Below are 24306 nucleotides of genomic sequence, written 5' to 3'. Positions count from 1 at the left end.
CGCGGGTCGCGGCTTTTTTTCTAAACCCCCCGGGGCGGGCGGGCCCCGCCCCCCCCCCCGCCCGTCACGCGTCCGGGGTCGGGCGCCGCGGCCGGCGGTCACGGCGAACGGGTGCGGCAACCGGGACGAGAATTCCGGGGCGAACGGCCGCGAGCAATTCCAGGAAATCTTCCTCGCCTCGTACGGGCGTGTTCAACAACGCGGCGGCGCGGACCTTCCGGGTCACGCTGCGAGCGTCATTGGTCACCAGAAGACCTGTGCGCCGACTCACGGTTTCCGTCACATACAGGCCCGCGGCGACCGCCCGGGCGACGAGCTCGCCGCGTTCCGTCCGCGTGGGGCCGCTGAAAGCGACGCGCATTCCCTGGACCAGCGCCGCACCGGGATCGAGCCGCCCGGGGTTTCGATAACGGCACGGCGGCGTGCGGCCCGCGGCGGCGAAGCGCGGCGGACGCACCGTGACGCCGTCGCGGTCGACGCCGCAGCGCGTGAGCGGCAGCTCCAGGTACTGGTCGGCGGCACGTTGCAGGATCCGGGGCAACAAGGCCGCCAGCACCTCGGCGTCGTCCTGCGCGTCATGGGCCCGCCGCTGGACGACGCCCCAGTACGCGGCGAGCGAGGCCAGGCGCAGGCTCGGCAGCTCCAGGCCGAGCCGACTGGCCAACGTCAGCGTGCACAGCCGCCACTCGACCGGGAGCGTCGTCCCGATCCGCATGGCCTCGCCGGCGAGCATCCGCCAGTCGAAGGCCGCGTTGTGCGCGACGAGCACCCGCCCGGCGAGCAGGCCGGCGACCTCGTCGGCGACGGCGGCGAACGTCGGGCTCCCGGCCAGGCGCTGCCTGGTCAGACCGTGAATATGGACGGGGCCGGGATCACATCCGGGATCCAGGAGGGTTGACCAGCGGTGTTCGACGGTGCCGTCGGCGGCGGTCAGGACGACCGCTATCGACAGCACTCTGTCCCTCGTCGGGGACAGGCCCGTGGTCTCGACGTCCACCACCGCGTACGGCCGACGGAAACGTGCGGCGAAGCCGGGCGGGGCAAGAACCTCAGCGCTCACAGCCGCAGATGATGGCGCAGACCCCCGACGGTTCGGCGCCGCGCTGCCCGGAGCAGTGCGGGGACGGAGCGAACCTGGTGCGGGTGGAGGGCAACGTGAGGGAAACAACGAATCCGGCCGTGATCGCGGATGGTATTGTGTGTCCGTTGTTTTAGGTCGCTCGTCGACGGCCACCGGGACGATTCCTGTCTGGGCCGGCCGGTGCCGTCGACCGCGGCCCGCCGCGCACCTGTCGTTCGTCGGGGACGACCAGGTGCGGCAGTTCAGCGGCGGCAGCGCACCGCGTAGCGCGATTGGAGGGCGGGGGCACAGAAGAAAAGGTGAGACGATTGTTCGTCATACCGACCGAACATCCCCTTTCCCTCACGGAATCGACGGCCCAGCCCAGTCACCCGCTGCGGCGGCTTCGCGCCCTACACGGCTGGTCCTACGAAGCTGTGGCACGCATCGTCGCCGTCCGCGCCCGCGAGCTCGGCGTCGCGAGCATGGCCGCTCAGCGGCAGAAGATCTGGCGCTGGGAGAACCGAGGGGTAATCCCCGACCGGATCTCACAGCTCGCGCTCGCACGCGAACTGGGCGTGCCCGACGACGAGATTACAGCTCATCCGTGGCCGGAGTGGCTTCCCGAGCTCGGGGCACCCAGCTGCGCCCAGCAGATCGCGACCCTGCGCGGAATCCTCGAGCGGGTGCGGGACGTGCTGCGCGCGGGCGACAGCGCGACGGCATCGGCCCTGGTCGAGCAGGGTCTCACCGTCCCCGTGGACGAGATGGTGCTCGGCACGGTCCAGATGCGCGGCGCCGCGGTGCGCACCGCCATGGTCCGCGGCGCGCGGCGGAGCGGGCCGACGCACCCCGCCGACCAGCGGCCGGCGCCCGCGAAGGCCGGCCGGCCCGAGCCGGCGGAGCGACGCCCGGCCAGCTGGGCCTCGCCGGGCTCCTGGAACCCGGGTGAGCGATACCCGGCGCGGCGGCCGGCGAGCCGGGGCCCGGTGTCCAGCGCCCGTCCGCCGGGCGAGGGCACCGGGATCAACGAATGTTGACCATCGCGATACCGACCAGCACCAGCGCCGCCAGGACTGCGAGGACGACGATCCAGCGCGGGTCGCAGACCCAGACCGCGGCCCGTCGGATCGACGCCCTCCGTTCCCGCTCCCGCTCCCGCCGACGGCGTTCCCGGCGGGAGACGGCCGGCACGCCGGCCGAGGACGGCGGATGGACGGGCCCATGCACCACCGGCGGGTCGGGCGCCTGGTACTGACGCGACCGCGTCACAGCAGTCGCGGGGTGCGCCGGAACCCGCCGCGGGGTCTCCCCCGAGCCCACCCTGGCCGGCCCCCGTGCCGTGGTTGGCTCCGGTGGGCCCGGCGGCGCAGCCGGAGCGGGCGCGGCGGGCGCGGCGGGCGCGGCGGGGGAAACGGGATAGCCGGAAGGAATCCGCCTTCCGGCCGCGCCGCGCTGCCCGGCCGCCCACTGCTGCCCAGGCGTGCTCTGTCGCCTGGCCGCGCTCGGCTGATCTGGCCAGCTCGACTGCCCGGCCGCGCTCGGCCGATTGGGCCAGGTCGGCTGCCTGGGCGCGCTCGGCTGCCCGGACGACGCCTGTCGCCCGGCCGTGCTCGGCTGATTGGGCGTGCTCCGCTCGTCGGGCCCACTCTGCTGATTGGGCACGCTCGGCTGCCCCGGACCTCGCCGGGGCCAGGCCGGACCGGGCCCGCCGGGGCGCACGGGTCCGGACCGGCGCAGGGTCGGGGACTCCGCTCGCGGCAACGGCACGACATGCGCGGCCGACGTCCCCGGAGCAACCGGCACCGCTGGACCGCCGACCCCAGCCGGGTTGCCGACCCCAGCCGGATGTCCAGGCCGAGGTGGGCTGCCGGGCCGAACTGGACCGCTGGGACGAACTGGGCTGGCGGGCCGAGCTGAGTTGTTGGGCCCAGGAGAGTTGCCTGACCCAACTGGGTCACGGGCACCGGCCAGATTGCGGGGCCCGCCGGCATCCGAGCGGGCGTAGGCGGCGTAGCCGCCGGCCGCCGCCCTGACGATCGGCAACGGGTTCACGTCCCGCACGTCCAGGTCGAGGATCCGGGGGTCCAGATGCTCGACGGACAGCCAGCCCTCGGCGATCACCTGGTTGACCAACGCCGTCAGGTCGGTGTCCTGCGCCTCGCTGCTGACCGCGGCGCCGACGTCCGACAGGGCGAGGATCTCCCGGAACAGCGTGTGGATGTCCGGCCGCGCCTTGGCGTTCTTCGCCAGCGACCGGGCGAGCAGCGCGTACAGCCGGCCTGGGACCCCTTCCAGGTTGGCCGGATCGTGCCGTACCCGGAACAGCACCGCGTCGGCCGGGCCGCCGCCGAACGGCGAACGCCCGGTGGCCGCGTACGCGACCGTGCAGCCCCAGGCGAAGACGTCCATCGCCGGATCGCTGCCCCCGCCCCTGATCTGCTCCGGGCTCATGTAGGCGGGGCTGCCGACGGAGGAGCCGGCGCCGGTGAGCGACACGGTGTCGGCGGCCTGGGCGATCCCGAAGTCGACCACCCGCGGCCCTTCCCGGGTGAGCAGCACGTTCGACGGCTTCAGATCGCGGTGGACGACACCGGCGTCGTGGATCGCGACGAGCGCCTCGGCCAGCCCGACGGCCAGGGTCCGCAGCGTCTCCCCGACGAGCGGGCCGTGCTGGCGGACGTACTCGGCCAGGTTCGGGCCGGCGAGGTACTCGGTGGCGAGGTAGGGCGGGTCGCCGTCCGGGTCGGCGGCCAGGACGCGCGCGGTGCACGCGCCGGCAACCCGGGAGACGACCTCGATCTCCCGTCGGAAACGCGCGCGGAACTCAGGGTCATCGGCGTACTCCGCGCGGATGACCTTCACCGCCGCGGGCCGGCCGGCGGGCCCGTCGAGCGTTCCGTAGTAGACCGTGCCCATGCCACCGGCCCCGATGCGGTGGGTGAGCAGGAACGGCCCCAACCTCCGCGGAATCTTCATCCGCCCGACTCCCCCCGTTTCGACCGGCACCGTGCGCCTCGACCGGCACCGTGCGACGCCGTCCGGGGTCATGCACGCGACGTCGCGCGTCCAAGTGTTCACCCCTGGGCCTCGTCCCGCCTGGGCAGGGCCCGACCGCCGGTCTGAGAAGATCGTGCCCCGGGATCGGAGGAACGGCGAAGCGCGTGGCCGGACCGTGCCGGTGCTTACACCCGTTCGGGACGAACGGCCCGTACGGCAACGATCATCGGCATCTGGCGCCCGGGTCGACCAGCGCGGCCGCCACGCGGCGCGCCAGCCGGCCGCCGAGCGCCGACACCTCGGCCCACCGGGCGCCGGCAACCTCCTCAACCTGCAGAATCACCCCCACCGGCACTCCGGCCGCCGTTCCCTGCGCCGTGCCCGGCATCGGCGTGCATGCTGTCCCAGCCGCTCCGTCGGCACCCGGCGGGGCCACCGACGGCCCCGGCACCTTCGTCCCCGCCACCCCCGGCGGCACGGGCCCGGACGCGCCCACCCCGGGGGACGAGGCCGTCCGCCCGGCGGGGCCGCCTGTGGCCACGGGCACGGCGGGTGGAGGGACGGCGAGCGGAGGGGCGGACAGCGGCCGCGTCGTCTCCGGATCATCGGGATCGAGGCCCGTCTCGACCGGCGCGAGCCCGGAGCCGCGGATCTCGACCAGGAAGCGGAAGTCGTAGTGCAGGTGCTCCGGCTCGCCGCGGGCGGCGCTCGCGGACACCCAGTGGATGTCGACGTCCACCGGCTGCTCGCTGATCGCGCTGACGCGGCGGCGGCCGATCCCGGTCTCCTCGGCCAGCTCCCGCAGCGCCGCGCCGAACAGCGAGCCGTCGCGGTCCTCTATGTGGCCTCCCGGCTGGAGCCAGAGACCCGACGCCCGGTGATGGATCTGCAGAATGCGGCCTTCGTCGTTCACCGCGACCGTCGAGCAGGTCACGTGGCCGGGCAGCGTCCGGCGTGAGGTCAGCCGGGCCGAACCCCGGGCCGGGGCCGTCGACGCCCGGACGAGCGGTACCAACCGCTCGCGGTCACCGGGATGGGCGGTCAGGTACGCCGCGAGAACCCGCCCGACCGCCTCGTTGGTGATGCTCACGGCTGCCGCCTACCTCCACTCGTCGCCGACGGCGGGCGCGCCGCGCCGGCCGCCGCCGGTCGGGCCGTCCGCGCGGTGACGGCGCCGATGGAGACCCCCGGCGCCGACATGTCGAGTCTGACCGATCGCGCGCGCGTTCGGGTGCCGACACCCACATGTACATCCCAGTGCGTCATGCCCGCCACATCGTCAGCGTGCGTCCGATGTCGGCAGGACGACAATCACCGGTATGACCCGATGGGAAAGCGACTTAGCCCGGCAATGAGCCGGCGATCACCTGGCAATCGACCGGTGGGGCGCCGGCGCGCCTTTACTCAGGAGCCACCCGGCCCGCCCGCACGGACACCGGACCGTCACGATCCGCGTAGGAGCGATGGCCCTGCAGCGCGGGTAGACCCTCTCCCGACGCCGGCGCCGGGGGCGGACATCGCCTGTCGGGCCGATTTCCGCCCTGGTCTGCGACGTCGTACAGTGCTCCGTACCAATGGCACAGTCTATGCAGACGTGTTCGGGAGTCACCCCGTTCGGCCACCGGTTCGCGCCGCGGCCCACGGTTCCCGACCCTGACGTAAGGGTAGCTTTGTCGACGATGCGCAGGGACGAATCCCTCCCCAGCCTGATCCGACGCAACACCCTCCAGATCGGAGAGGTGGCCGAGCGGGTGGGATTGTCGCTGCGAACGGTGCGCTACTACGAGGAGGCCGGGCTTCTGGTACCGGCCGGCCGGACGCCCGGCGGATTCCGTCTTTATAACGACGACGCCGTCAGCCGGCTCCTCGTCATCCGGAAGATGAAGCCGCTCGGCTTCACTCTGGACGAGATGCGGTCGCTGCTCGCCGTCCGCGACGAGCTGGCCGACCCGGAGCTGACCCCCGAGCGGCGGGCCGAGCTGCGCGAGCGGCTGCGGACCTGGGTCGCCCTGGCCGAAGAGAAACTGGCGACGCTGCGTGAGCAGGCCGGCGTCGCCGAGGACTTCGTCGTCGGCCTGCACGGCGACGTCGAACGGTCACGCTCGGAGGAGCGGCCCGACCACCCGGAGCGGTGAACCGCCCCGGCACTGAGCCACGCCGCGGGCGGACCACCGCGAACGCCGCCGCGTACGCGGGCCGCCGCCCGGCCGCAATATGCTGGTCACGAACCCGCCTACGGGAGTGTCGCACCGAGATCCGCCCAACCGGCACGGTTCCGCTCGCGCCACCGTCACCTCGCCCGTGATACCGACGTAAGGGTCGAATTGTCCACGACAGGCAACATCACCTCTTCCTCAGCCCGCCGCGGCGTCTACGAGATCGGAGAGGTCGCCACCCTGGTCGCGCTCTCCCTGCGGACGGTCCGCTTCTACGAGGAAGCCGGCCTGCTCGTGGCCGTCGGGGAGAGCCCCGGCGGCTATCCGCTCTACGACGACGACGCTCTGGATCGTTTCCTTCTCATCAAGAAGATGAAGCCGCTGGGTTTCACCCTCGAGGAGATGCGGGCGCTGCTCGGCCTGCGCGAGGAGATCGACCGGGAGGGCCTCGCCCGCGAGCGGCGCGAGGAGCTCCAGGAGCGGCTGGCGACCTGGGTCAGCCTCGCCGAGGAGAAGCTGGCCTCGCTGCAGGAGCAGGTCCGCGTCGCCGAGGACTTCATGGTCACGCTGCACGACGACACCGCCCGGGCCCGGCTGCGCTTCGACATCGATCCGGACGCCTTCTAGGCAGGGCCGTCCCGGCGATCGGGCGTCCTGCGATCGAGCGCTCCCGGAGCACCTTCGCCCGGTAGCGGGCGGCCGCCGGGCACCGGCGCGTCGGATCCCGGCGCCCGCTCCGGCGCTCTGCCGTGGGCAGATCTGCCACGGGCAGACCGGCCGTCCGACGGCCCGTTTCTCGGCGACGCTGGCCTGGCCGGCCACTTCGTTCGATCCCCACACCCCGTCGGGCCGGCGGGAGGTCACGCGCACCATGAATGCCCTGTATCAGCCGCGGCACAGCCGGCCACACCGCCCACGCACCGGTACCGACATCGGCACCGGCATCGGCGCCGGCCAGTACGGCGAGGCCCCGGGGACGGCGGCCAGCCCGTTCGAGGACCAGGTGTTCCACCGGCTCCTCCAGAACCGGATCGTCTTCCTCGGCTCAGTGGTCGAGGACACCATCGCCAACGCGATCTGCGCGAAGCTGCTCCTTCTCGCCAGTGACGATCCGTCCGCGGAAATTCACCTGTACATCAATTCGCCGGGCGGGTCGGTCAGCGCGGGAATGGCCATCTACGACACGATGCAGTACATCGCGAACGACGTGGCGACCGTCGCGCTGGGATTCGCCGGGTCGATGGGTCAGTTCCTGCTCTCCTCCGGGGCGCCCGGAAAGCGGTTCGCACTGCCCCATTCCCGGGTGATGATGCACCAGCCGTCCGGTGGGATCGGCGGGACCGCGACCGACATCGCGATCCAGGCGGAGCAGCTCCTGTTCACCAAGCGGCTGATCCAGGAACGCATCGCCGAGCACACCGGACAGCCCGTCGAGCGGATCGAGGCGGATTCCGACCGTGACCGCTGGTTCACCGCCGAGGAGGCCCGGGACTACGGCCTGGTCGACCGGGTGATCGCTCGGGTCGACCAGGTCACCCCGGACGCGAACAGCCGGGCAGCCGGCGGCGGTGACAGCCGGGTGGCCCTCCGATGACCCCGGCCCCGATGGCCGCGTCCGCGCGGTACGTGCTGCCGAACGTCGTCGAGCGCACCCCCCGCGGCGAATACTCGATGGACCCGTACTCGAAGCTGCTCCGTGAACGGATCATCTTCCTCGGCACGCAGATCGACGACACCTCCGCCAACGACGTGATGGCGCAGCTCCTCTTCCTGGAGGGTGAGGATCCCGACCGGGACATCTCGATCTACATCAACTCGCCCGGCGGATCGCTCACCGCGCTCACCGCGATCTACGACACGATCTGCTTCGTGCGGCCCGAGGTGGCCACGGTGTGCATGGGCCAGGCCGCGTCCGCGGCGGCGATCCTGCTCGCCGCGGGCGCTCCGGGGAAGCGCGCCGCGCTGCCGAACAGCCGGATCCTGATCCACCAGCCCTCGGCGCAGGGCGAGGGCCAGTCGAGCGACCTGGAGATCCAGGCCCGGGAGGTGCTGCGGCTGCGCGCGTTGATGGAGCGGATACTCGCCGAGCACACCGGGCGGGCCGAACACGAGATCCGACGGGACGTCGAACGCGACACGATCCTCACCGCCGAGCAGGCGCGGCAGTACGGGATCGTGGACGAGGTCGTCGCCAGCCGAAAGGTCCGCCGCGTGCCGGCCTGAGCCAGCCCGGCGCCGCGGGGCAGTCGGGTGGACGCCGGGGCGGAGCCACGCGGCGGGGCGATCGTCGGCGCGGAGAGCCGCGGCGGGCTCAGGTCAGCGGACGCGCTGAGCGTGCGCCGTCGTCCCCACCGCCCCGTGCGTCGTGGGGAGCGCGCCGACCGACTGGACGGCCCAGCACGAACCGCGGCGCGCGAGAGCACCCGGGTGGGCCGGCGGACGCCCCGGACCCGGTCGGGCGGCGAGCCGGATCGTGGCCCCTCGACGGCGGTGGCCCGGAACCCGGCGGACCGCCCGGCCACGCCGGGCGACAACGAGATGGACGCCCACCGAGGCGCGCACCGCACCGACTCCGGCATCCGGCCCGCCGAGCGCCACGGAACCGAGCGTCGCGGACGGACGGACCGCCATCACGTGCGCCGTGGCCGCGTGCGCCGTGGCCGGCGTTCCCGCGACGACATCCAGGTCGGCCGCGGCCGTCGCTCCCCGGGCCCCAGGAGAGGCGGTGGGGATGGCGGTCGTCAGCGGCAGCGGCTCGTAGCGGACCAGCTCGGCCATCACCTCGGCGAGGAGGTCGACCAGTCTGATGTTGAGCGCCCGGCAGATCGCGGCCAGTACCTCCGAGGAGGCCTCCTTGCGACCGCGTTCCACCTCCGAGAGGTAGGGCATGGAGACCTGCGCGGCCTCGGCGACGTCCCGCAACGTGCGGCCCTGCGCCTGGCGGAGCCGACGCAGCACCCCACCGATCAGCCTGCGCAGCGGCGGCGCGACCGGCTCCGCAGGCGGGCCGGCGCTCTCGGGCCGGTAGCCGGCAGCCCGTGTCGGAGCGACACCGCCACCCGCGGCCGCCGTTCCGGCGATCATCGTCAAGCCCGCCACCTCCCTGCGCGACAGTGCCCCGTGCGAAGCGTACGCGGGCAGCCGGGCCCGGACGACGGACATCCGCGAGTCCGCGCACCATGACGAGAACATCCGCGCCCGTGCCGGTTCAGGTCCCGCAGGGGCTGGAGTACGCGGGCAGGCCGGCGCTGTCGTACGCGTGGCCCGGCGCGGGCACACGACCGCGGACGTGACCGGCCGCCATGTGCTCGGCGACCCAGGGTGGCAGCGCGCGACCGTCCGATGCCGGAGCCCAGCCTCCGTCGCCCAGGTCGCGGTACTGCTGGCGCGGCCCGCGGCCGACGAGCTCCGCCAGCCCGGCCAGCAGCCTGTCGACGTCGGCACTCGTCGAGCTGATGCCGACACTCGCGCGGATCGCGCCGCCCTCGGCTCCGAGCCGCCCCAGCAGTGGATGCGCGCAGAAGCGTCCGGCGCGTACCCCGACGCCGTGCTCGGCGGAGAGGACGGCGGCGACGAACCCGGGATCGCGCCCGGCGACCGAGAAGGTGACGACCCCGACGGGCCCCGTGGCCAGGGTCCCGTCCGGGCCCTCGCCTCCGGCGGCAGCGCCACCGGCAGCCCCGTCTCCGGCAGCCCCGTCTCCGGCAGCCCCGTCTCCGGCAGCCCCGCCAGCGGCGGGATCGTCTCCGTCGGCCCACAGGGAGTGGATGGTGACCCCCTCGATCGCGCGCAGCCCGTCCACCAGGCGGCGGCGCAGCAGGTCCTCGTGCTGGTGCAGGTCGCGGGCGTCGAGCGCGCCCAGCAGCCGGCAGGCGGCCGCGATCGCCGTCGCGCCGAGGAGGTTGGGGCTGCCGGCCTCGTGCCGGGCCGGGCCGTCCGCCCAGGCCACGGCGGAGCTGGTCACCTCACGCACGGCGCCCCCGCCGGCGAGATAGGGCGGGGCCGCCGCCAGCCAGTCCGGACGTCCGACGAGCACGCCGGCGCCGAACGGCGCGTACAGCTTGTGCCCGGAGAACGCGAGGTAGTCGATGCCGAGCGCGGCCATGTCGACCCGACGGTGCGGGACGAGCTGGGCGCCGTCCACGAAGACCCGCGCGCCGGCCGCCCGCGCCAGCCGGACGATCTCGGCGAGCGGCGGCACCTCGCCGGTGACATTGGACGCGCCGGTCACCGCGACGAGCGAGGTCGGTGCCGTGTCCAGGGCGGCGGCGAGCGCGCGCAGCGTGTCGGCGCGGGTGGGCGCGGCGGGCACCCACCGGCAGCCCGGCCGGGACCGCCACGGGAGAAGGTTCGCGTGATGCTCCAGGTCGAACACGACGACCCCGCCGGGCACGGCGTGGCCCGGGTCGGACGTCCGCGCCGGGCCGGGCGGCTGCTGCGGGAGGCAGCGGGCGAGCAGGTTCACCGAGTCGGTGGTGTTCCGGGTGAAGATCACGACGTCGTCCGGGCGGCCGCCGACGAACGTGCGCACGGCGTCGCGGGCCCCCTCGTAGAGCGCGGTGCAGACCGCGGAGGAGTAGCCGGTTCCGCGGTGCACGCTCGCCGAGTACGGCAGGACGCGCTCGACGTGCTCGGCGACCCCGCGCAGGCAGGGGGCGCTGGCGGCCTGGTCGAGATTGGCGTACGGGACCTCGCGTCCGTCGGCGAGCGGAACGGGGATGCCGGCCCCCACCACGTCGAGCAGCGCGCCGACGGCGGCCCCTTCCCGATCAACGTCGGGAGACGTGGTGGCATACGAAAAGGACACGACGAAGCCTCCTTGGGCCCCGGTGGACCCAGAGGGGGTCCGCACTTGCCGACGGCGGGTTCGCCGCGGGCCTGGTCACACCCGGGGCACCCCACCGCGGAGGAGGGTTGCCGGCCAGCAAGCCGGGGCTTGACGCTGGCGCTCAGGACCTGGCGAAAACTGTAGCAGCCTGTGCCGGACGGACACCGCAGAGACACCGAGACCGGGCCGAAATACCCGGAGCATCCAGCGGACGGCGAATCGCGCGCTTCGACCGCGAGCCGCGAGCCGCGAGCCGCGAGCCGCGAGCCGCGAGAAACTATCCGGAGCGCCCGGCGGACTGCAGGCGGTGGGCGAGCGCGGTGTGGCGCTGCCCGTGGCCGGCCGAGCGGACCGCCTGCCCGATGGCCCGGCGCGAGCCGACCAGGACCACCAGCTTCTTCGCCCGCGTCACCGCCGTGTACAGCAGGTTGCGCTGCAGCATCATCCATGCGCTGGTCGTCAGCGGGATGACCACGGCCGGGTACTCGCTGCCCTGCGAACGGTGGATCGTCACCGCGTAGGCGTGGGTCAGCTCGTCGAGCTCGGTGAACTCGTAGTCGACGTCCTCGTCCTCGTCGGTGCGGACGGTCAGGGTCTGGTTGTCGTTGTCGAGCGCGGTGACCACCCCGAGCGTCCCGTTGAACACCCCGTTCGCGCCCTTGTCGTAGTTGTTGCGCACCTGGGTGACCTTGTCGCCGACCCGGAACACCCGGCCGCCGAAGCGGCGCTCGGGGCGGTCCGGCAGGCTCGGCGTGAGTGCCTCCTGCAGCGCGATGTTGAGCGCCCCGGCGCCGGCCGGGCCGCGGTGCATCGGCGCGAGCACCTGGATGTCGCGCCGCGGGTCGAGACCGAACCTGGCCGGGATCCGCCGCGCCACCACCTCCGCGGTGATCCGGGCGGCGTCCTCGGCCTCCTCTGCGACGAAGAGGAAGAAGTCGTCCAGGCCGCGCACCAGCGGATGGTCCCCGCGGTTGATGCGGTGCGCGTTGGTCACCACGCCCGACTCGCTGGCCTGGCGGAACACCTGGGTCAGCCGCACGTGCGGGATCGGCGTGCCGGTGGCGAGCAGGTCGCGCAGCACCTGCCCGGCACCGACGGAGGGAAGCTGGTCGACGTCGCCGACCAGCAGCAGGTGCCCGCCCGGGGGGACGGCCTTGACCAGCTTGTTCATCAGCAGCAGGTCGACCATGGACGCCTCGTCCACCACGACGAGGTCGGCGTCGAGCGGGCGGTCCCGGTCGTAGGCGGCGTCGCCGCCGGGACGCAGCTCGAGCAGCCGGTGCACCGTCGACGCCTCGTGGCCGGTCAACTCGGCGAGCCGCTTGGCGGCCCGTCCGGTCGGGGCGGTGAGGACGACCTTCGCCCGCCGGGCGCGGGCCAGCTCGACGACCGAGCGCACCGTGAAACTCTTCCCGCAGCCGGGCCCGCCGGTCAGCACCGCCACCCGGGAGGTGAGAGCGAGGGTGACCGCCTCGCGCTGCGCCGCCGCCAGCTCGACCCCGGTGCGGGTGTGCAGCCAGCCGAGCGCCTTCTCCCAGTCGACGGCGGCGAACGCGGCGAGGCGGTCCTCGTCGGCCCGCAGCAGGCGCAGCAGCTGCCCGGCGACGGAGATCTCGGCGCGGTGGAACGGGACGAGGTACACCGCGGCGACCGGCTGCTCCGGGTCCTCGCCGGGGACGTCCTCGCGCACCACCCCCTCCTCGGTGATCAGCTCGCCGAGCCCCTCGATCACCGCGCCGGTGTCGACGCCGAGGATGCGCACGGCGTCGGCGATCAGCCGGGTCTCGGGCAGGAAGCAGTGGCCGCTGTCGGTGGCCTCGGAGAGGGTGAACGCGAGCCCGGCCTTGATCCGCTGCGGGCTGTCGTGCGGGATGCCGACCGCCTGCGCGATGGTGTCCGCGGTGCGGAACCCGATGCCCCACACGTCGGCGGCCAGCCGGTAGGGCTCGGTGCGCACCACCCCGATCGAGGCGTCCCCGTACTGCTTGTAGATCTTGATCGCCAGCGAGGTCGAGACGCCCACGCCCTGCAGGAAGACCATGACCTCCTTGATGGCCTTCTGTTCCTCCCAGGCCGCGGCGATCGCCTTCGTCCGCTTGGGGCCGAGACCCGGAACCTCGATGAGCCGCGCCGGCTCGGTCTCGATGACGTCCAGCGCGTCGACGCCGAAGTGCTCGACGATGCGCTCGGCGAACCGGGGCCCGATCCCCTTGACCAGGCCTGATCCGAGGTACCGCTGGATGCCCTGGACGGTGGCCGGCAGGACGGTGGTGTAGTCCTCGACCTGGAACTGGCGGCCGTACTGCGGATGCGAGCCCCACCGCCCGCGCATCCGCAGCGACTCGCCGGGCTGGGCGCCGAGCAGCGCGCCGACGACCGTCAGCAGGTCGCCGCCGCGGCCCGTGTCGACGCGGGCGACGGTGTACCCGGTCTCCTCGTTGGCGTAGGTGATCCGTTCGAGGACGGCCTCGAGCACGGCGAGCTGGAACGGCACGGCGGCGGGTCGGGACACGGCTGGTCACTCCGGGGCTTCGGCGATCGCCCGTGGCGATGTCGGGAAGGCGATGTCGGGAATCCGCTCATCCTCGCCCACAGTCTCGGCACCGGCAGCAGGTGGATCAGCGCGGCTCCGCATCCGGGCACAGGTGGACACCGATCGCCTCGACTACCAGCTCGGTGGGATCGGGTGATGCGGTGACCAGCCCCAGGCTCTCGTTGGCCGCGAGCACGGCGATGCCGTGCAGGTGCGTCCACGCCAGCAGTGCCCGCCTACGCACCTGCTCCGGCGGGTCCGCGCCCGCGCCCACTCCGGCGGGCGGCACGGGCGGCGCGGGCAGCGCGGCCCGGACGAGATCGGTCCAGGCGTCGAACAGCGGCAGGCTCCGCTCACGGAGGTTCTCCCCCGACCCGACCAGGATGTCGTGCCGGAACATCAGCTCGAACATGGCGGGCCGCTCGCGGGCGAACCGGACGTACGCGGACCCGGCGTGGACGACGCACTCGCGCGGGGAGGCTCCGGCCGCCTCGCCGGCCGCCCGGACCCCGGCCAGACGGGAGGCGAGATCGGCCAGCCCCTCGGCCGCGATCGCCGCGAGCAGCGCCGCGTGGGTGGGGAAGTGCCGCCGGGGCGCGCCGTGCGAGACGCCCGCCTGCCGCGCGATCGCCCGCAGGCTGACGGCGGCCGTCCCGCCCTCGTCGAGCATCGCCGTGCCCACCTCGACCAGCCGGCGCCGCAGCGCCCCCTCACCCACCACGTAGACAGTGTCTACCATTCGATGAGTAGACAGTGTCTACTCATCGGGAGGCCGCTTGCCGGCCGGGCGAGTCAGGAGTGGGCGGGCACATGGCGTACTGGCTGATCAAGCTGCTGGTGGTGGGGCCGCTACTCGGCCTGCTGGGACGTCCGAGCGTCACCGGCGCGGAGCACATCCCGCGCCGCGGGCCGGTCATCCTGGCCGGCAACCACCTGGCCGTGGCCGACTCGTTCTTCCTCGTCCGCCTCGTCCCCCGGCGGATCGCGTTCCTGGCCAAGCAGGAGTACTTCACCGGGCGGGGGGTGCGGGGGCGGCTGGTCCGCTGGTTCTTCACGGCCGCCGGACAGGTACCGGTCGAGCGCCGCGGTGGCGCCGCGGCGGCCGGGGCGCTCACGGCCGCTGTCCGGGTCCTCGAGACCGGCGGCGCGTGGGGAATCTACCCGGAGGGCACGAGATCGCCGGACGGCCGGCTCTACCGGGGCCGGACGGGGGTGGCCCGGGTCGCGCTCGCCACCGGGGCACCGGTCGTCCCGGTCGTGGTGAAGGGAACCGAGGCGGTGAGCCCACGCGGCCGACGCCGCTGGCGGCGCGGGCGGGTCCAGATCATCGTCGGCCGCCCCCTGGACTTCTCCCGGTACCGCCGCGTGCTCGCCGACGGCCCGCCGGGCTGCCCCGCGCTGACCGAGCGGATGGTGATCAGATCCGCGACGGACGAGCTCATGCGGGTGCTGGCCGACCACTCGGGCCAGGAGTACATCGACGCGTACGCCACGGACCACCGCGGGCCGGACCCACACGCCTGAACGCCGTGTACCGGGCTGAGCGCATCGACTCACGAATTCCTCGACAGAACCAGTTGGCGGATTCGCGGGCCAAACGGGTTCACGGGTTCACGGGTTCACCGGTTCGTGGAACTGTTGCGGACACGCTGTGCGCGCTCACATCCCGGGCACATGTTCCGTTCGCCTTTCTCGAATCCGCGCCGGCCAGGATGGGCCGGCCGCCGCCCGCCGGCGCGGCCACGGCCGGTGCGCACGAATCCCGGCCGGACGCAACCACGGAAAAGGGAGTGCTCTGTGCCCGGACGACATCGGCCGCTCGGAACACGCGCCCGGATCGGGACGGCCGGCCTCCTGGTCGCGGCCCTCGGCGCGGCGGTGTTCGCCGCCGCGGGCGGCCCGGAGCCACCGACGCCGCCCGGGCTGTCGGCCACGCCGCTGGCAGCCACGCCGCTGGCAGCCGACACGCAGCGGCCCAACTTCGTCTTCATCCCCGCCGACGACCTCGACGCGACCACCTCGCCCTACTGGGAGGCGATGCCGAGGACGGCCGCGCTCATCCGCGACGCCGGCCTGACCTTCACCGAGAGCTTCGCGCCCACCCCGATCTGCTGCCCGGCCCGCGGGTCGCTGCTCACCGGAAAGTACGGGCACAACACCGGGGTGCTCACCAACAGCGGCGACGAGGGCGGCTGGGCGACGTTCGCGGCGAACGGCAACGAGGAGCACACCTTCGCGAAGTACCTGCAGGACAGCGGCTACAACACCGCGCTCGTCGGCAAGTACATGAACGGCATCGAGGACGCGCCCGACCACGTTCCTCCGGGCTGGACGGAGTGGTACGGCAGCGTCGACAACTTCTTCTACACCGGCTACAACTACGCGCTGAACGAGAACGGGACGATCGTGCACTACGGCGGCCCGTCCGATCCCGCGAACTACTCCACTGACGTCGTCGCCGCGAAGTCGGTGGACTTCCTCGAGCGGGCGGCGGCGCAGGACGAGCCGTTCATGCTCTACGCCGCCTCGACCGCCCCGCACCTGCCGCTGCCGCCGGCGCCGCGCGACAGCAACAATCCGTTCACGGACGATCTCGCGCCGCGCTCGCCCGACTACCAGGAGCCGGACGTCAGCGACAAGCCCGCGTGGCTGCGGACGAGCGCCGGGGTCCGCAGCGCCCAGGTGAACCTGATCAACGACAACGACTACCGGAACAGGATGGGATCGCTCCTCGCGCTCGACGACATGGTCGGCGACATCGTCACGACGTTGCGCGACACCGGCGAGCTCGACCACACCTACCTGGTCTTCACCTCGGACAACGGCTACAACCTCGGCGCGCACCGGCTGATTCACAAGATGGCGCCGTACGAGGAGTCGCTGCGGGTCCCGCTGGTCGTCGCCGGGCCTGGGGTGACCAGGGGAACCGACGACCACATGGTCGCCGCGATCGACATCGCGCCGACGTTCCTGGAGCTGGCCGGGGTGCCCGTCCCGGCGGACGTCGACGGCATGTCACTCGCGCCGCTGCTGCGCGGGCAGGACCCTGCGCGGTGGCGCTCGGACCTGCTGGGCCAGTACGCCGGCCCGGGCGGCCAGGGTGACGACGGCATCGCCGCCGAGCAGGTGCCCGGCCAGCCGATCGTGGCGGCCGCCACCGACCCGGTCGCCCACTACCTGGACATCCCAGCCTGGAGCGGGCTGCGCACCGACCGGTACACGTACGTGCGCTGGTACGACACGGCCCGGACCGCGGTCCACGAGCGCGAGCTCTACGACCTGTCCAACGATCCGTACGAGCTCACGAACCTGCTGGCGACCCCGGCGGGACGGGCGGCGAACGCCGAGCTCGTCGCACGCCTCGACAGCCGCCTGGACGCGCTCGCCGCATGCGCCGGAGCGACCTGCCGGACGTAGGACCGAGTCGGGACGAAATCCGCTTCGGGCCGGGCTGCGACCCCGGCCCGAAGCGGATTTCGGATGACCCGTCGGTGCCTCCCGGAGCGGGTACGGGACGACCGTCACACAATGCCGCGGACCGCATGGCGAAGGTCACCCGCACGGCGTTGTCCAGGCTGAACCGGTAATCCGGGAAATACGGGCACACCCATTGCGGCCATCCCGGCGACGACGGGTGTGCCACGGAGTCGACCGGCCCGCCCCGGATGGCCGAAATGACCTCTACGGTGGCCGTCGTGCGCGCCAGAAAGGCCGTTACGGCCGTATTCGCCCTTTCGCTCTTTCTGCTTGCGGGCTGGTTGGGCATCCCTCCGACGGGTGCCTCGGCGGCCTGGGCACAGACCCCGTCCTGCGGAGGGAAGATCGGGACCCTGGCGGATGTCGACACGCTGATCTCGGAGCCCGCCGAGTGCCCGGGGTCGGTGAACGGCTACTGGCGCGCCCATCTGGGCGCCGCGTGGACCCAGCCGCACTACGTCCCCTACCGCAACGGCGAGATTCCCAAGATCGCGTGCGCGGACGGCGTCACCGACCCGAAGGTGTTCGCCGACAACGCCCTCTACTGCACGACCGACGACACGGTCGCGTACAGCACCGACTTCATGGCCCAGCTCGACCAGAGCGGCGGGCCGTCCTACCCGGCGTTTGTGATCATGCATGAGCTGGGCCACCGCGGCGACCGGATCGGCGGGACCCTCGGCGCGGTGTCCCGGGCCGAGGAGAACCAGGCGGACTGCCTGGCCGGTGGGCAGGCCCGCTTCGCGGTCGACGCGGGCCGGCTCACCTCGACCGACGCGGTCAACGGCTCGATGCTCTTCTTCAGCCTGGGCGACACCCGCGGCGGCTGGTTCGACCAGGAGGCGTCCGCGCCGGACGCGCACGGCACGCCGATGCAGCGGGCGCAGGCGTTCGACCTCGGCTACCAGCAGGACATCTCCACCTGCCACCGCATCGGCCAGTCCCCGAACGGCAGCGTCACGGGCTGACGGCGGGACTGACGTCGCGCGGGCGGCTGACAGCCTGGGCGGGAGCGCCGGCCGCGCGGGGGCACCGCCGGGCCCGGCGTCCCCGCCGCCGGGTCGGCGGCCGGCTCGACGGACGGCCCAGGGGCCGGCTCGGCGGCCGCCCGAGAGCGCGGCTCGGCGGGCGGCTCAGCACTCGTCGGCGGTCGGCGGACGCATGGTGGTCCGCCCGGAGACCGAGTCCCAGTGGATGCGGACCCAGCTCGGCCGCTCCAGGTTCACCGACCAGGGAGCCAGCCCGCTGGCCTCGAGCCGGGCGATCTCCGCGTCCTCCCGGACGGCCTCCGCGCACCCGTTGATCAGCACGCTCCAGCCGACGCCGACGGTGGCGTCGTAGCCGTCCACCTCGAAGGCGACGACGCTGTGGTTGGTGGCGGCGGACAGCTTCGAGCCCACCCGGGACCGGAACGCGACGGTGTTGCCGTCCACGATGTAGTTCACGGGGAGCACCAGGATCTCGCCGTCCGCGACGAACGCGACCCGGCCAATCCGCTCGCCGGCGACGAGCCGCACGCAGACGTCGAAGGTCAGGACGCCGAAGCCGGCGTGGTCACGCGGGATGCCCGACCGGGGGATGCTCCCCCGGTCGCTGGTGCGCTGCGTGGCACCGGAGCCCAGCGGAGCGCCGATGGTCGCCGGAGCAGGAGCGTCGGTCCGCGTCATGACGGCCTCCGTGGTCGTAGGTCGCCGCCGGGGCGCCGGGCGGCGTCGCCGAGACGGCTCTGGTCCGGTACCGGGGTGATCCCTCGGTACCTGGGCCACCGTAGGCCCGGCCAGACCGGGGCAGGCAGGGCCTGTCGCCGCGATCCGCCGGTGCATGCGGCCGGCGCGGGACCCGCCGTCCGGACGCGGCGGGCGGGCCGGATGGCCACCGCGCCCGCTCTGACCCGGGCCGCCGGAGCGGGTGCGGGCCGGTGTCCATGGCGCCGCTGACGCCGGCACTGACGCCGGCACGACCGCCGGGCCGGGCCAGCCGGGACGAAGGCCACACCTATACCACAATGGGCCGACCGTCAGTACCCTGCGAAAGGACTGAACTACGTTCGATACATGAACGAGGTTCCGCAGGGCGTGGGACGGACGGCTCTGGCCACGGCGTGGATCCGGGCCGGGGAGAGCGAGCGTCCGGACCGGCTGTTCGACGACTGGCTGGCACCGGCGTTCGTGGCCGCGGCGGGCGACGTGCTGCCGCTGATCCCACCCGACGCCGGCGGCCGGCTGGGCGCACTCGCCGAGATGATGAACGCCTATCTGGCCGTGCGAACCAGGTTCTTCGACGACGAGCTGCTCGCCGCCGCGGAGGCGGGCGTCCGGCAGGTGGTGCTGCTCGCGGCCGGTCTCGACAGCCGCGCCTTCCGCCTCCCCTGGCCGGCCGGGACGCGCCTGTTCGAGGTCGACCGGCCGGACATACTGGCCTTCAAGGAGCGGGTCCTGGCCGCGGGTGGGACCGGGCCGCGGTGCGAACGTCACACCGTGTCGGCCGACCTGACCGAGGACTGGGCCGATGAGATCCTCGATGCCGGCTTCCGCCCGGCCGAGCCCACCGCCTGGCTGGCCGAAGGCATCATCGTCTACCTGTCCGCGGAGGAGGCCGACCGCCTGCTCACCGACGTCACCCGTCTTTCGGCTCCGGGCAGCCGGCTCGCGCTGGAGGACGCGAAGGGCCTGGCCGAGGAGATGGTCGAGGAGGCCCGGAACGTCCCCCCGTTGGGGGAGTTCGCCGACCTGTGGAAGGGCGGCCTGGAGGGGGCCTCCCCCGCCTGGCTGGGTGACCACGGCTGGCGCGGTCGGGAGATCGACTCCACCACCGTGGCGATCGAGCTGCACCGGCCGATCCCGACGGAGGTGCCCGTCGCCGGCTACTTCGTCACGGCTCAGCGGGCGGTGGGTGAGCGGGCAGAGGGTGAGCTGACAGCGGGGTGAGCCGGCGCGGAGGTGAGCTGGTGGTACAGATGGGCCGCGTCGAAGTAGAAGCGGTTCTCCGTGATGTGGCCGTCCTGCACCCGGTAGACCTCGGCGATGCGCACCGAGACCCGCCGCCCGGTGGGCGGCAGCGCCTCACCCGCGGGTGTGGTGAACGTCGCGGCGTGCGTGGCGACGAGCGTGTACTCCTCGACGACCATCTCGCCCTGCTCGGCCAGGACGTGGGTCTGAACCGTCAGGTCGGCGAAGGCGGAGAGGAACCGGGCGCTGTAGTCGGCGACCGCGTCCCGCCCGCTCAGCCGGACCGGGCCGGGCGCCTCCATGACGACGTCGGCGGCGAGCAGTGACCGCAGCGTGACGTCGTCCGCCTCGTCGAAGGCGGTCAGCATCCGCCGCACCGTGTCCAGCGCCTCGCCCACGTGCCTCCCCCTCGTCCCTGTGCGCCCGTGGGCCCATGCATCCGCAGGCCCGCGGGCCCGCAGGCCCGCGGGCCGTAGGCGCGCCGGCCGCGGAGCCGGCCGAAATCGTAGCGATGGCCGGGCGAGCCGCGCCAGGCTCCACGACGACCCGCCGTCCACCAGGAGCGGTGAGACAGCCGGGAGCCGACAAGCCGACTGAATTCCACCTTTCGGCGGGCGACGGCGTTCCGCGCCGCGGAACGGAAAGCATCGCGATCCGTTCGCATACTCTGACATGGATGTCCGAGAACGAGATCCTGCGACGGGCGAGCTACGGCCCCACCAGTCCGGTGGTGGGGGCACGCGGTTCACGCACCCGCACGCGCATCGTCGACACGGCGCTGGCGCTATTCGAATCCCAGGGCTTCCACGGCACGTCGGTGGACGACATCGCGAAGGCCGCCGAGGTGTCCCGGGCCACGTTGTACCAGTATTTCGAGAGCAAGGAGCAGATCTTCGTCGAGCTGCTCGAGGAATGCGGCGGCGCGCTCATGCGGGTGGTTCGCCGCATCGGCCCGCTGGAACCCGGCGAGCTCGGCTTCGACAATCTGCACTGGTGGCTCGGCGAGTGGGCCTGGGTGTACGACAGGTACTCGACGATGTTCGTGCAGTGGGCGAACGTCAGTTCGCCCGGCACCGCGATACCGCCGCTGGTCAGCCGCTTCTCGGCCGCCTACCGGGAGCGGATCGCGCAGCGGCTCGCCTCGTCGGGGGTGACCGGCCTCGCCGCCGCCGACGCGGCGCTGGCGCTGACCGCGCTGGTGAGCAGCTGTAACTACACGCGCCATGCCGATGCGCCGCTCGGCCGTGAACACCCCGGCACCGGGCCGGCCGCCCGCGGCACGGCGATGGGCACCGACCACCTGACCGACAACCTCGCCGTGCTGGTCCAGCTCATCCTTTTCCCGCACACCCCCGTGAGTGTTTTCGCCCAGCTGGGCCGGGAGATCCCCACCCCGCGCCCGCCGAGCACCGGAGAACGCCTCTGGTCCGTACCGGCACCGGCGACCGAGCCGCTGCCGGCCCTGCCGCCGGACGGTCGTCTGCGGCAACTCAGCAGCCGCGCCACGGTGACCGTTCGGCGGCTTCTCGACGCCGGGATCAGATGTTTCACCGAAAAGGGCTACCACCAATGCTCGGTCGACGACATCGTCACCGAGGCGGGTTACGCGCGCGGCACTTTCTACAAGTATTTCGACGAGAAACTCGACCTGCTGGTGGCGCTGAGCGACGAGGCGATCGAGACGATCACCGAGCTCGACGGCCGGCTGCGGCGGATCGGCCCGGCTCTCGGGAGCGACCCCGCCCAGCTACGGAGCTGGCTCGGTGACGCCGTCGCGTTCCACCTGCGGTACCTGGGCGTCACCCGGGCCTGGCTCGACCGGCGGCCGTGCCACCCACGCCTCGACGCGGCCCGCCGGCTCGTCGGCGAACGGCTGCACACCGGCTACACCGCCCTGCTGGGCCCGGCGCGCTGGTCGCATCCGCTTGATCCGCGGGTCGCCAGCATCGCGTTCTTCACCCTGCTGGAGCGACTGCCCGAGGCGATGGTGGCGGCCGAGCCGGACCGCCCGCTCGAGGAGATCGTCGACCTCGTCGCCACGGTGCTCGAACGCGCGCACCTGTGCCCCCAGAGCGGCCCCCACGACTCCCAGCCCGCCGGCGCCGACCGCGACAGTGCCCGGGCCGACGCCGCGTCCGTCCCCTCGGGACACCACCTCCCCCGACCCTGACGCCGGCTTCTCGCAGGCGGCCCCCGCCACCGTCACCGTCGGGGGCCGCCGTCCTCACGCCTGGTGACTCTCGGCGGCGTCGTGCCCGGCAATCGGCTGGTGGCACGGCATCTCGGCGGCGATTCTGAGAGTCTGGTGCGAGGAGAATGGCCCCCCCGCGCGGATGTGCGGTGGGATGCCCGAACGAGGAGGTCACACGGGTGAGCACCCTGGTCAAGCCGGGTACGCGTTACAAGTCCACGGTGTGCGACACCGAGGTGATCGTCGTCAAGCCGCCGGCGGCCGCCGTCGACCTGCGCTGCGGCGGCCACCCGGTGATCGAGGTCGGCGCGGAGGCACCCGCCGGACTCACCCTCGACCCGGCGTTCAGCGCCGGCACCCCGCTGGGCAAGCGGTTCGCCGACCCCGAGTCCGGGCTCGAGCTGCTGTGCACCAAGGCCGGCGCCGGGTCGCTGTCGATCGGCGACGTCCCGCTCCCGCTGAAGGACGCCAAGCCTCTCCCCTCCTCGGACTGACGGGCGACAAGCACATGCACCTCGGGATGCTGTTGGAGATGGCCGCGGACGGCCTGGCCGACCGGGTCGCGCTCGGTCCGCGCGTCGGCGGGCTGAGCTTCGCCGAACTCGCGCACCAGGCGCGCCGGGTCGGTGCCGCGTTGCAGACCCTGCCTGGAGACCGGGTCGGGCTGATCGACCTGAACTCGCCCGCCGTCCCGCTGACCCTGTTCGGGTCGGCGATCGCGGGCAAACCGTTCGTGCCGATCAACTACCGGCTCGCCGACGAGCAGCTGCGCGCGATCGTCACCCGGACCGCGCCGGCCACCGTCGTCGTCGGGGCCGGCGTCGCCGAGCGGCTGGGCGACATCGACGGCATCCACCTGGTCACCCGGGACGAGCTGCTCGCCATCGCCGCGGACACCGAGGCCAAGGAGGCCGACGGCTGGGGCGGCGACCCCGAGGACATCGCCGTGTTGCTGTTCACCAGCGGCACCACCGGCGAGCCCAAGGCCGCTGTGCTGCGCCACCGCAACCTGACCGAGTACGTCATCTCCACGGTCGAGTTCGCCGGTTCCGCCGAGGACGAGGTCGCGATCGTCAGCGTCCCGCCGTACCACATCGCCGGGGTGTCGGCGTCCTGCTCGTCGACCTACTCGGGACGTCGGGTCGTCCAGCTCGAGAGCTTCGAGCCCCGGGCCTGGGTCGACCTCGTCCGAGCGGAGTCGGTCACGCACGCGATGGTGGTGCCGACCATGCTCGGCCGTATCCTCGACGTCATCGAGGCCGACGGCCAGGGGCTGCCGTCCCTGCGGTCGATCTCCTACGGCGGCGGGCCCATGCCACTGCCGGTCATCGAGCGCGCGGTCACCGCACTCCCGCACGTGGGGTTCGTGAACGCCTACGGGCTCACCGAGACCTCGAGCACGATCGCCGTCCTCGGCCCGGACGACCACCAGGCCGCGATCGGCAGCGACGACCCGGAGGTACGGGCGCGGCTGGGGTCGGTCGGCAAGCCGCTGCCGAGCCTGGAGGTCACGATCCGAGACCCGGGCGGCCAGGAGGTCCCCACCGGCGAGCACGGTGAGATCTGGGTCCGCGGCGGGCAGGTCTCCGGCGAGTACCTGGGCATCGGGCGGATCGAGAACGACGGCTGGTTCCCGACCCGCGACGAGGGCCACCTCGACTCGGGCGGCTACCTGTACGTCCACGGCCGGCTCGACGACGTCATCGTGCGCGGCGGGGAGAACATGTCCCCGGGCGAGATCGAGGCTGTGCTCATCACCCATCCCGCCGTCGAGGAGGCCGCCGTCGTCGGCATCCCGCACCGGGACTGGGGGGAGCAGGTGGTGGCCGCGGTCGTCACCTCCGGCGAGGTCACCGAGGACGAGCTGCGCGGCCACGTGCGAGCCCAGCTCCGGTCCAGCCGCACCCCGGAGCACATCCAGTTCCGCTCGGAGCTGCCGTTCAACGAGAACGGCAAGCTGCTCCGCCGGGTGCTGCGCACCGAGCTCGAGCAGGCGTTCTCCGTCTGACCACCGGCGGCGGCCGGTGCGCGGCGATTGGACCGCCGCCCGCCGGCCGCCCCCGGGGGGGCCCCCCCGGCCCGCCCCCCACACCAGGGGGGACCCCCCGGCGGC

21 protein-coding genes and 1 riboswitch are annotated in these 24306 nt (G+C 73.2%); of the genes, 12 read left to right on the top strand and 9 right to left on the bottom strand.

Translation table 11 applies throughout. From position 1 onward, the window contains the following. Nucleotides 1-64 precede the first annotated feature (64 nt). Nucleotides 65-1060, bottom strand: coding sequence for a DEDDh family exonuclease (locus MXD62_RS14325; RefSeq protein WP_248829760.1), 996 nt, complete (start codon nucleotides 1058-1060; stop codon nucleotides 65-67). Nucleotides 1061-1497: 437 nt separating this feature from the next. On the opposite strand from MXD62_RS14325, the gene MXD62_RS39755 reads away from it, so the two are divergent. After that, complete coding sequence (locus MXD62_RS39755) at nucleotides 1498-2100, top strand: XRE family transcriptional regulator (RefSeq protein WP_308301260.1); 603 nt, start codon at nucleotides 1498-1500, stop codon at nucleotides 2098-2100. On the opposite strand, the gene MXD62_RS14315 is transcribed toward MXD62_RS39755, so the two are convergent. Both MXD62_RS14315 and MXD62_RS39205 read right to left on the bottom strand, forming a co-directional pair. Further along, a complete protein-coding gene (locus tag MXD62_RS14315) occupies nucleotides 2087-4039 on the bottom strand; it encodes a serine/threonine-protein kinase (protein WP_248829759.1) in 1953 nt (650 codons plus the stop codon). The genes MXD62_RS39755 and MXD62_RS14315 overlap by 14 nt on opposite strands. Nucleotides 4040-4283: 244 nt before the next feature. Then, nucleotides 4284-5150, bottom strand: coding sequence for an NUDIX hydrolase (locus MXD62_RS39205; protein ID WP_308301259.1), 867 nt, complete (start codon nucleotides 5148-5150; stop codon nucleotides 4284-4286). Nucleotides 5151-5739: 589 nt separating this feature from the next. Here MXD62_RS39205 and MXD62_RS14300 point away from each other — a divergent pair. The 4 genes from MXD62_RS14300 (at nucleotide 5740) to MXD62_RS14285 (ending at nucleotide 8439) form a co-directional block, all read left to right on the top strand. Beyond that, the gene (locus MXD62_RS14300) at nucleotides 5740-6195 is read left to right on the top strand and encodes a MerR family transcriptional regulator (RefSeq protein WP_198145357.1); all 456 of its coding nucleotides are present in this window, start codon (nucleotides 5740-5742) and stop codon (nucleotides 6193-6195) included. 189 nt (nucleotides 6196-6384) lie between these two features. Next, nucleotides 6385-6843: a MerR family transcriptional regulator gene (locus tag MXD62_RS14295; protein WP_020462400.1), complete on the top strand. Its 459-nt coding sequence runs from the start codon at nucleotides 6385-6387 to the stop codon at nucleotides 6841-6843. A gap of 244 nt (nucleotides 6844-7087) precedes the next feature. Beyond that, nucleotides 7088-7810, top strand: a complete 723-nt coding sequence (locus MXD62_RS14290; RefSeq protein ID WP_248829758.1) for an ATP-dependent Clp protease proteolytic subunit — start codon at nucleotides 7088-7090, stop codon at nucleotides 7808-7810. After that, nucleotides 7807-8439, top strand: a complete 633-nt coding sequence (locus tag MXD62_RS14285; RefSeq protein WP_248829757.1) for an ATP-dependent Clp protease proteolytic subunit — start codon at nucleotides 7807-7809, stop codon at nucleotides 8437-8439. Before MXD62_RS14290 ends, MXD62_RS14285 begins: the two co-directional genes overlap by 4 nt. Before the next feature lie 93 nt (nucleotides 8440-8532). On the opposite strand, the gene MXD62_RS40695 is transcribed toward MXD62_RS14285, so the two are convergent. From MXD62_RS40695 to MXD62_RS14265, 4 genes are all read right to left on the bottom strand, one after another. After that, nucleotides 8533-9300: a helix-turn-helix transcriptional regulator gene (locus MXD62_RS40695; RefSeq protein ID WP_285224075.1), complete on the bottom strand. Its 768-nt coding sequence runs from the start codon at nucleotides 9298-9300 to the stop codon at nucleotides 8533-8535. A gap of 124 nt (nucleotides 9301-9424) precedes the next feature. Continuing rightward, entirely contained in the window at nucleotides 9425-11023 is a 1599-nt protein-coding gene (locus tag MXD62_RS14275; RefSeq protein WP_248829756.1) for an aminotransferase class V-fold PLP-dependent enzyme, read from the bottom strand. A gap of 36 nt (nucleotides 11024-11059) precedes the next feature. Then, nucleotides 11060-11173, bottom strand: a riboswitch (SAM riboswitch). Nucleotides 11174-11321: 148 nt separating this feature from the next. Next, on the bottom strand, nucleotides 11322-13556 hold the full coding sequence (locus MXD62_RS14270) for an ATP-dependent RecD-like DNA helicase (RefSeq protein ID WP_248829755.1): 2235 nt from the start codon (nucleotides 13554-13556) through the stop codon (nucleotides 11322-11324). Between the two features lie 106 nt (nucleotides 13557-13662). Next, entirely contained in the window at nucleotides 13663-14316 is a 654-nt protein-coding gene (locus MXD62_RS14265; RefSeq protein ID WP_248829754.1) for a TetR/AcrR family transcriptional regulator, read from the bottom strand. Between the two features lie 71 nt (nucleotides 14317-14387). Here MXD62_RS14265 and MXD62_RS14260 point away from each other — a divergent pair, with 71 nt between their 5' ends. The 3 genes from MXD62_RS14260 (at nucleotide 14388) to MXD62_RS14250 (ending at nucleotide 18022) form a co-directional block, all read left to right on the top strand. Then, nucleotides 14388-15101 carry a 1-acyl-sn-glycerol-3-phosphate acyltransferase gene (locus MXD62_RS14260; protein WP_248829753.1) on the top strand — a complete coding sequence of 238 codons (714 nt, stop codon included), beginning with the start codon at nucleotides 14388-14390 and terminating at the stop codon, nucleotides 15099-15101. 273 nt (nucleotides 15102-15374) lie between these two features. Beyond that, the gene (locus tag MXD62_RS14255; protein ID WP_248829752.1) at nucleotides 15375-16994 is read left to right on the top strand and encodes a sulfatase; all 1620 of its coding nucleotides are present in this window, start codon (nucleotides 15375-15377) and stop codon (nucleotides 16992-16994) included. A 341-nt stretch (nucleotides 16995-17335) separates the two neighbouring features. Further along, nucleotides 17336-18022 carry a neutral zinc metallopeptidase gene (locus MXD62_RS14250; protein ID WP_248829751.1) on the top strand — a complete coding sequence of 229 codons (687 nt, stop codon included), beginning with the start codon at nucleotides 17336-17338 and terminating at the stop codon, nucleotides 18020-18022. Nucleotides 18023-18187: 165 nt separating this feature from the next. On the opposite strand, the gene MXD62_RS14245 is transcribed toward MXD62_RS14250, so the two are convergent. Further along, a complete protein-coding gene (locus MXD62_RS14245) occupies nucleotides 18188-18721 on the bottom strand; it encodes a pyridoxamine 5'-phosphate oxidase family protein (protein WP_248829750.1) in 534 nt (177 codons plus the stop codon). A 387-nt stretch (nucleotides 18722-19108) separates the two neighbouring features. Between MXD62_RS14245 and MXD62_RS14240 the strand changes: the two genes are divergently transcribed. Beyond that, on the top strand, nucleotides 19109-19981 hold the full coding sequence (locus tag MXD62_RS14240; protein WP_248829749.1) for an SAM-dependent methyltransferase: 873 nt from the start codon (nucleotides 19109-19111) through the stop codon (nucleotides 19979-19981). On the opposite strand, the gene MXD62_RS14235 is transcribed toward MXD62_RS14240, so the two are convergent. Continuing rightward, nucleotides 19933-20400 carry an ester cyclase gene (locus tag MXD62_RS14235; protein ID WP_248829748.1) on the bottom strand — a complete coding sequence of 156 codons (468 nt, stop codon included), beginning with the start codon at nucleotides 20398-20400 and terminating at the stop codon, nucleotides 19933-19935. The two genes, MXD62_RS14240 and MXD62_RS14235, sit on opposite strands and share 49 nt — an antisense overlap. Nucleotides 20401-20678: 278 nt before the next feature. Here MXD62_RS14235 and MXD62_RS14230 point away from each other — a divergent pair, with 278 nt between their 5' ends. The 3 genes from MXD62_RS14230 (at nucleotide 20679) to MXD62_RS14220 (ending at nucleotide 24201) form a co-directional block, all read left to right on the top strand. Continuing rightward, nucleotides 20679-22172, top strand: a complete 1494-nt coding sequence (locus MXD62_RS14230; protein ID WP_248829747.1) for a TetR/AcrR family transcriptional regulator — start codon at nucleotides 20679-20681, stop codon at nucleotides 22170-22172. A gap of 200 nt (nucleotides 22173-22372) precedes the next feature. Then, on the top strand, nucleotides 22373-22687 hold the full coding sequence (locus MXD62_RS14225; RefSeq protein ID WP_071063881.1) for a hypothetical protein: 315 nt from the start codon (nucleotides 22373-22375) through the stop codon (nucleotides 22685-22687). Nucleotides 22688-22701: 14 nt separating this feature from the next. Then, nucleotides 22702-24201 carry a class I adenylate-forming enzyme family protein gene (locus tag MXD62_RS14220; RefSeq protein WP_248829746.1) on the top strand — a complete coding sequence of 500 codons (1500 nt, stop codon included), beginning with the start codon at nucleotides 22702-22704 and terminating at the stop codon, nucleotides 24199-24201. Nucleotides 24202-24306: the final 105 nt, after the last annotated feature.

The sequence above is a fragment of the Frankia sp. Mgl5 genome, from assembly GCF_023242985.1.
GTDB classification, from domain to species: Bacteria; Actinomycetota; Actinomycetes; order Frankiales; family Frankiaceae; genus Parafrankia; species Parafrankia soli.
Note: the sequence above shows the minus strand (reverse complement) of the source record. Positions and strands in the feature narration are given on the sequence as shown.

Coding starts and splice junctions, on each gene's coding strand:
- MXD62_RS14260 (WP_248829753.1), top strand. CDS start 14,388: ATGGCGTACTGGCTGATCAAGCTGCTGGTGGTGGGGCCGCTACTCGGC.
- MXD62_RS14265 (WP_248829754.1), bottom strand. CDS start 14,316: ATGGTAGACACTGTCTACGTGGTGGGTGAGGGGGCGCTGCGGCGCCGG.
- MXD62_RS14230 (WP_248829747.1), top strand. CDS start 20,679: ATGTCCGAGAACGAGATCCTGCGACGGGCGAGCTACGGCCCCACCAGT.
- MXD62_RS14315 (WP_248829759.1), bottom strand. CDS start 4,039: ATGAAGATTCCGCGGAGGTTGGGGCCGTTCCTGCTCACCCACCGCATC.
- MXD62_RS14300 (WP_198145357.1), top strand. CDS start 5,740: ATGCGCAGGGACGAATCCCTCCCCAGCCTGATCCGACGCAACACCCTC.
- MXD62_RS14240 (WP_248829749.1), top strand. CDS start 19,109: ATGAACGAGGTTCCGCAGGGCGTGGGACGGACGGCTCTGGCCACGGCG.
- MXD62_RS40695 (WP_285224075.1), bottom strand. CDS start 9,300: ATGATCGCCGGAACGGCGGCCGCGGGTGGCGGTGTCGCTCCGACACGG.
- MXD62_RS14285 (WP_248829757.1), top strand. CDS start 7,807: ATGACCCCGGCCCCGATGGCCGCGTCCGCGCGGTACGTGCTGCCGAAC.
- MXD62_RS14290 (WP_248829758.1), top strand. CDS start 7,088: ATGAATGCCCTGTATCAGCCGCGGCACAGCCGGCCACACCGCCCACGC.
- MXD62_RS14245 (WP_248829750.1), bottom strand. CDS start 18,721: ATGACGCGGACCGACGCTCCTGCTCCGGCGACCATCGGCGCTCCGCTG.
- MXD62_RS14220 (WP_248829746.1), top strand. CDS start 22,702: ATGCACCTCGGGATGCTGTTGGAGATGGCCGCGGACGGCCTGGCCGAC.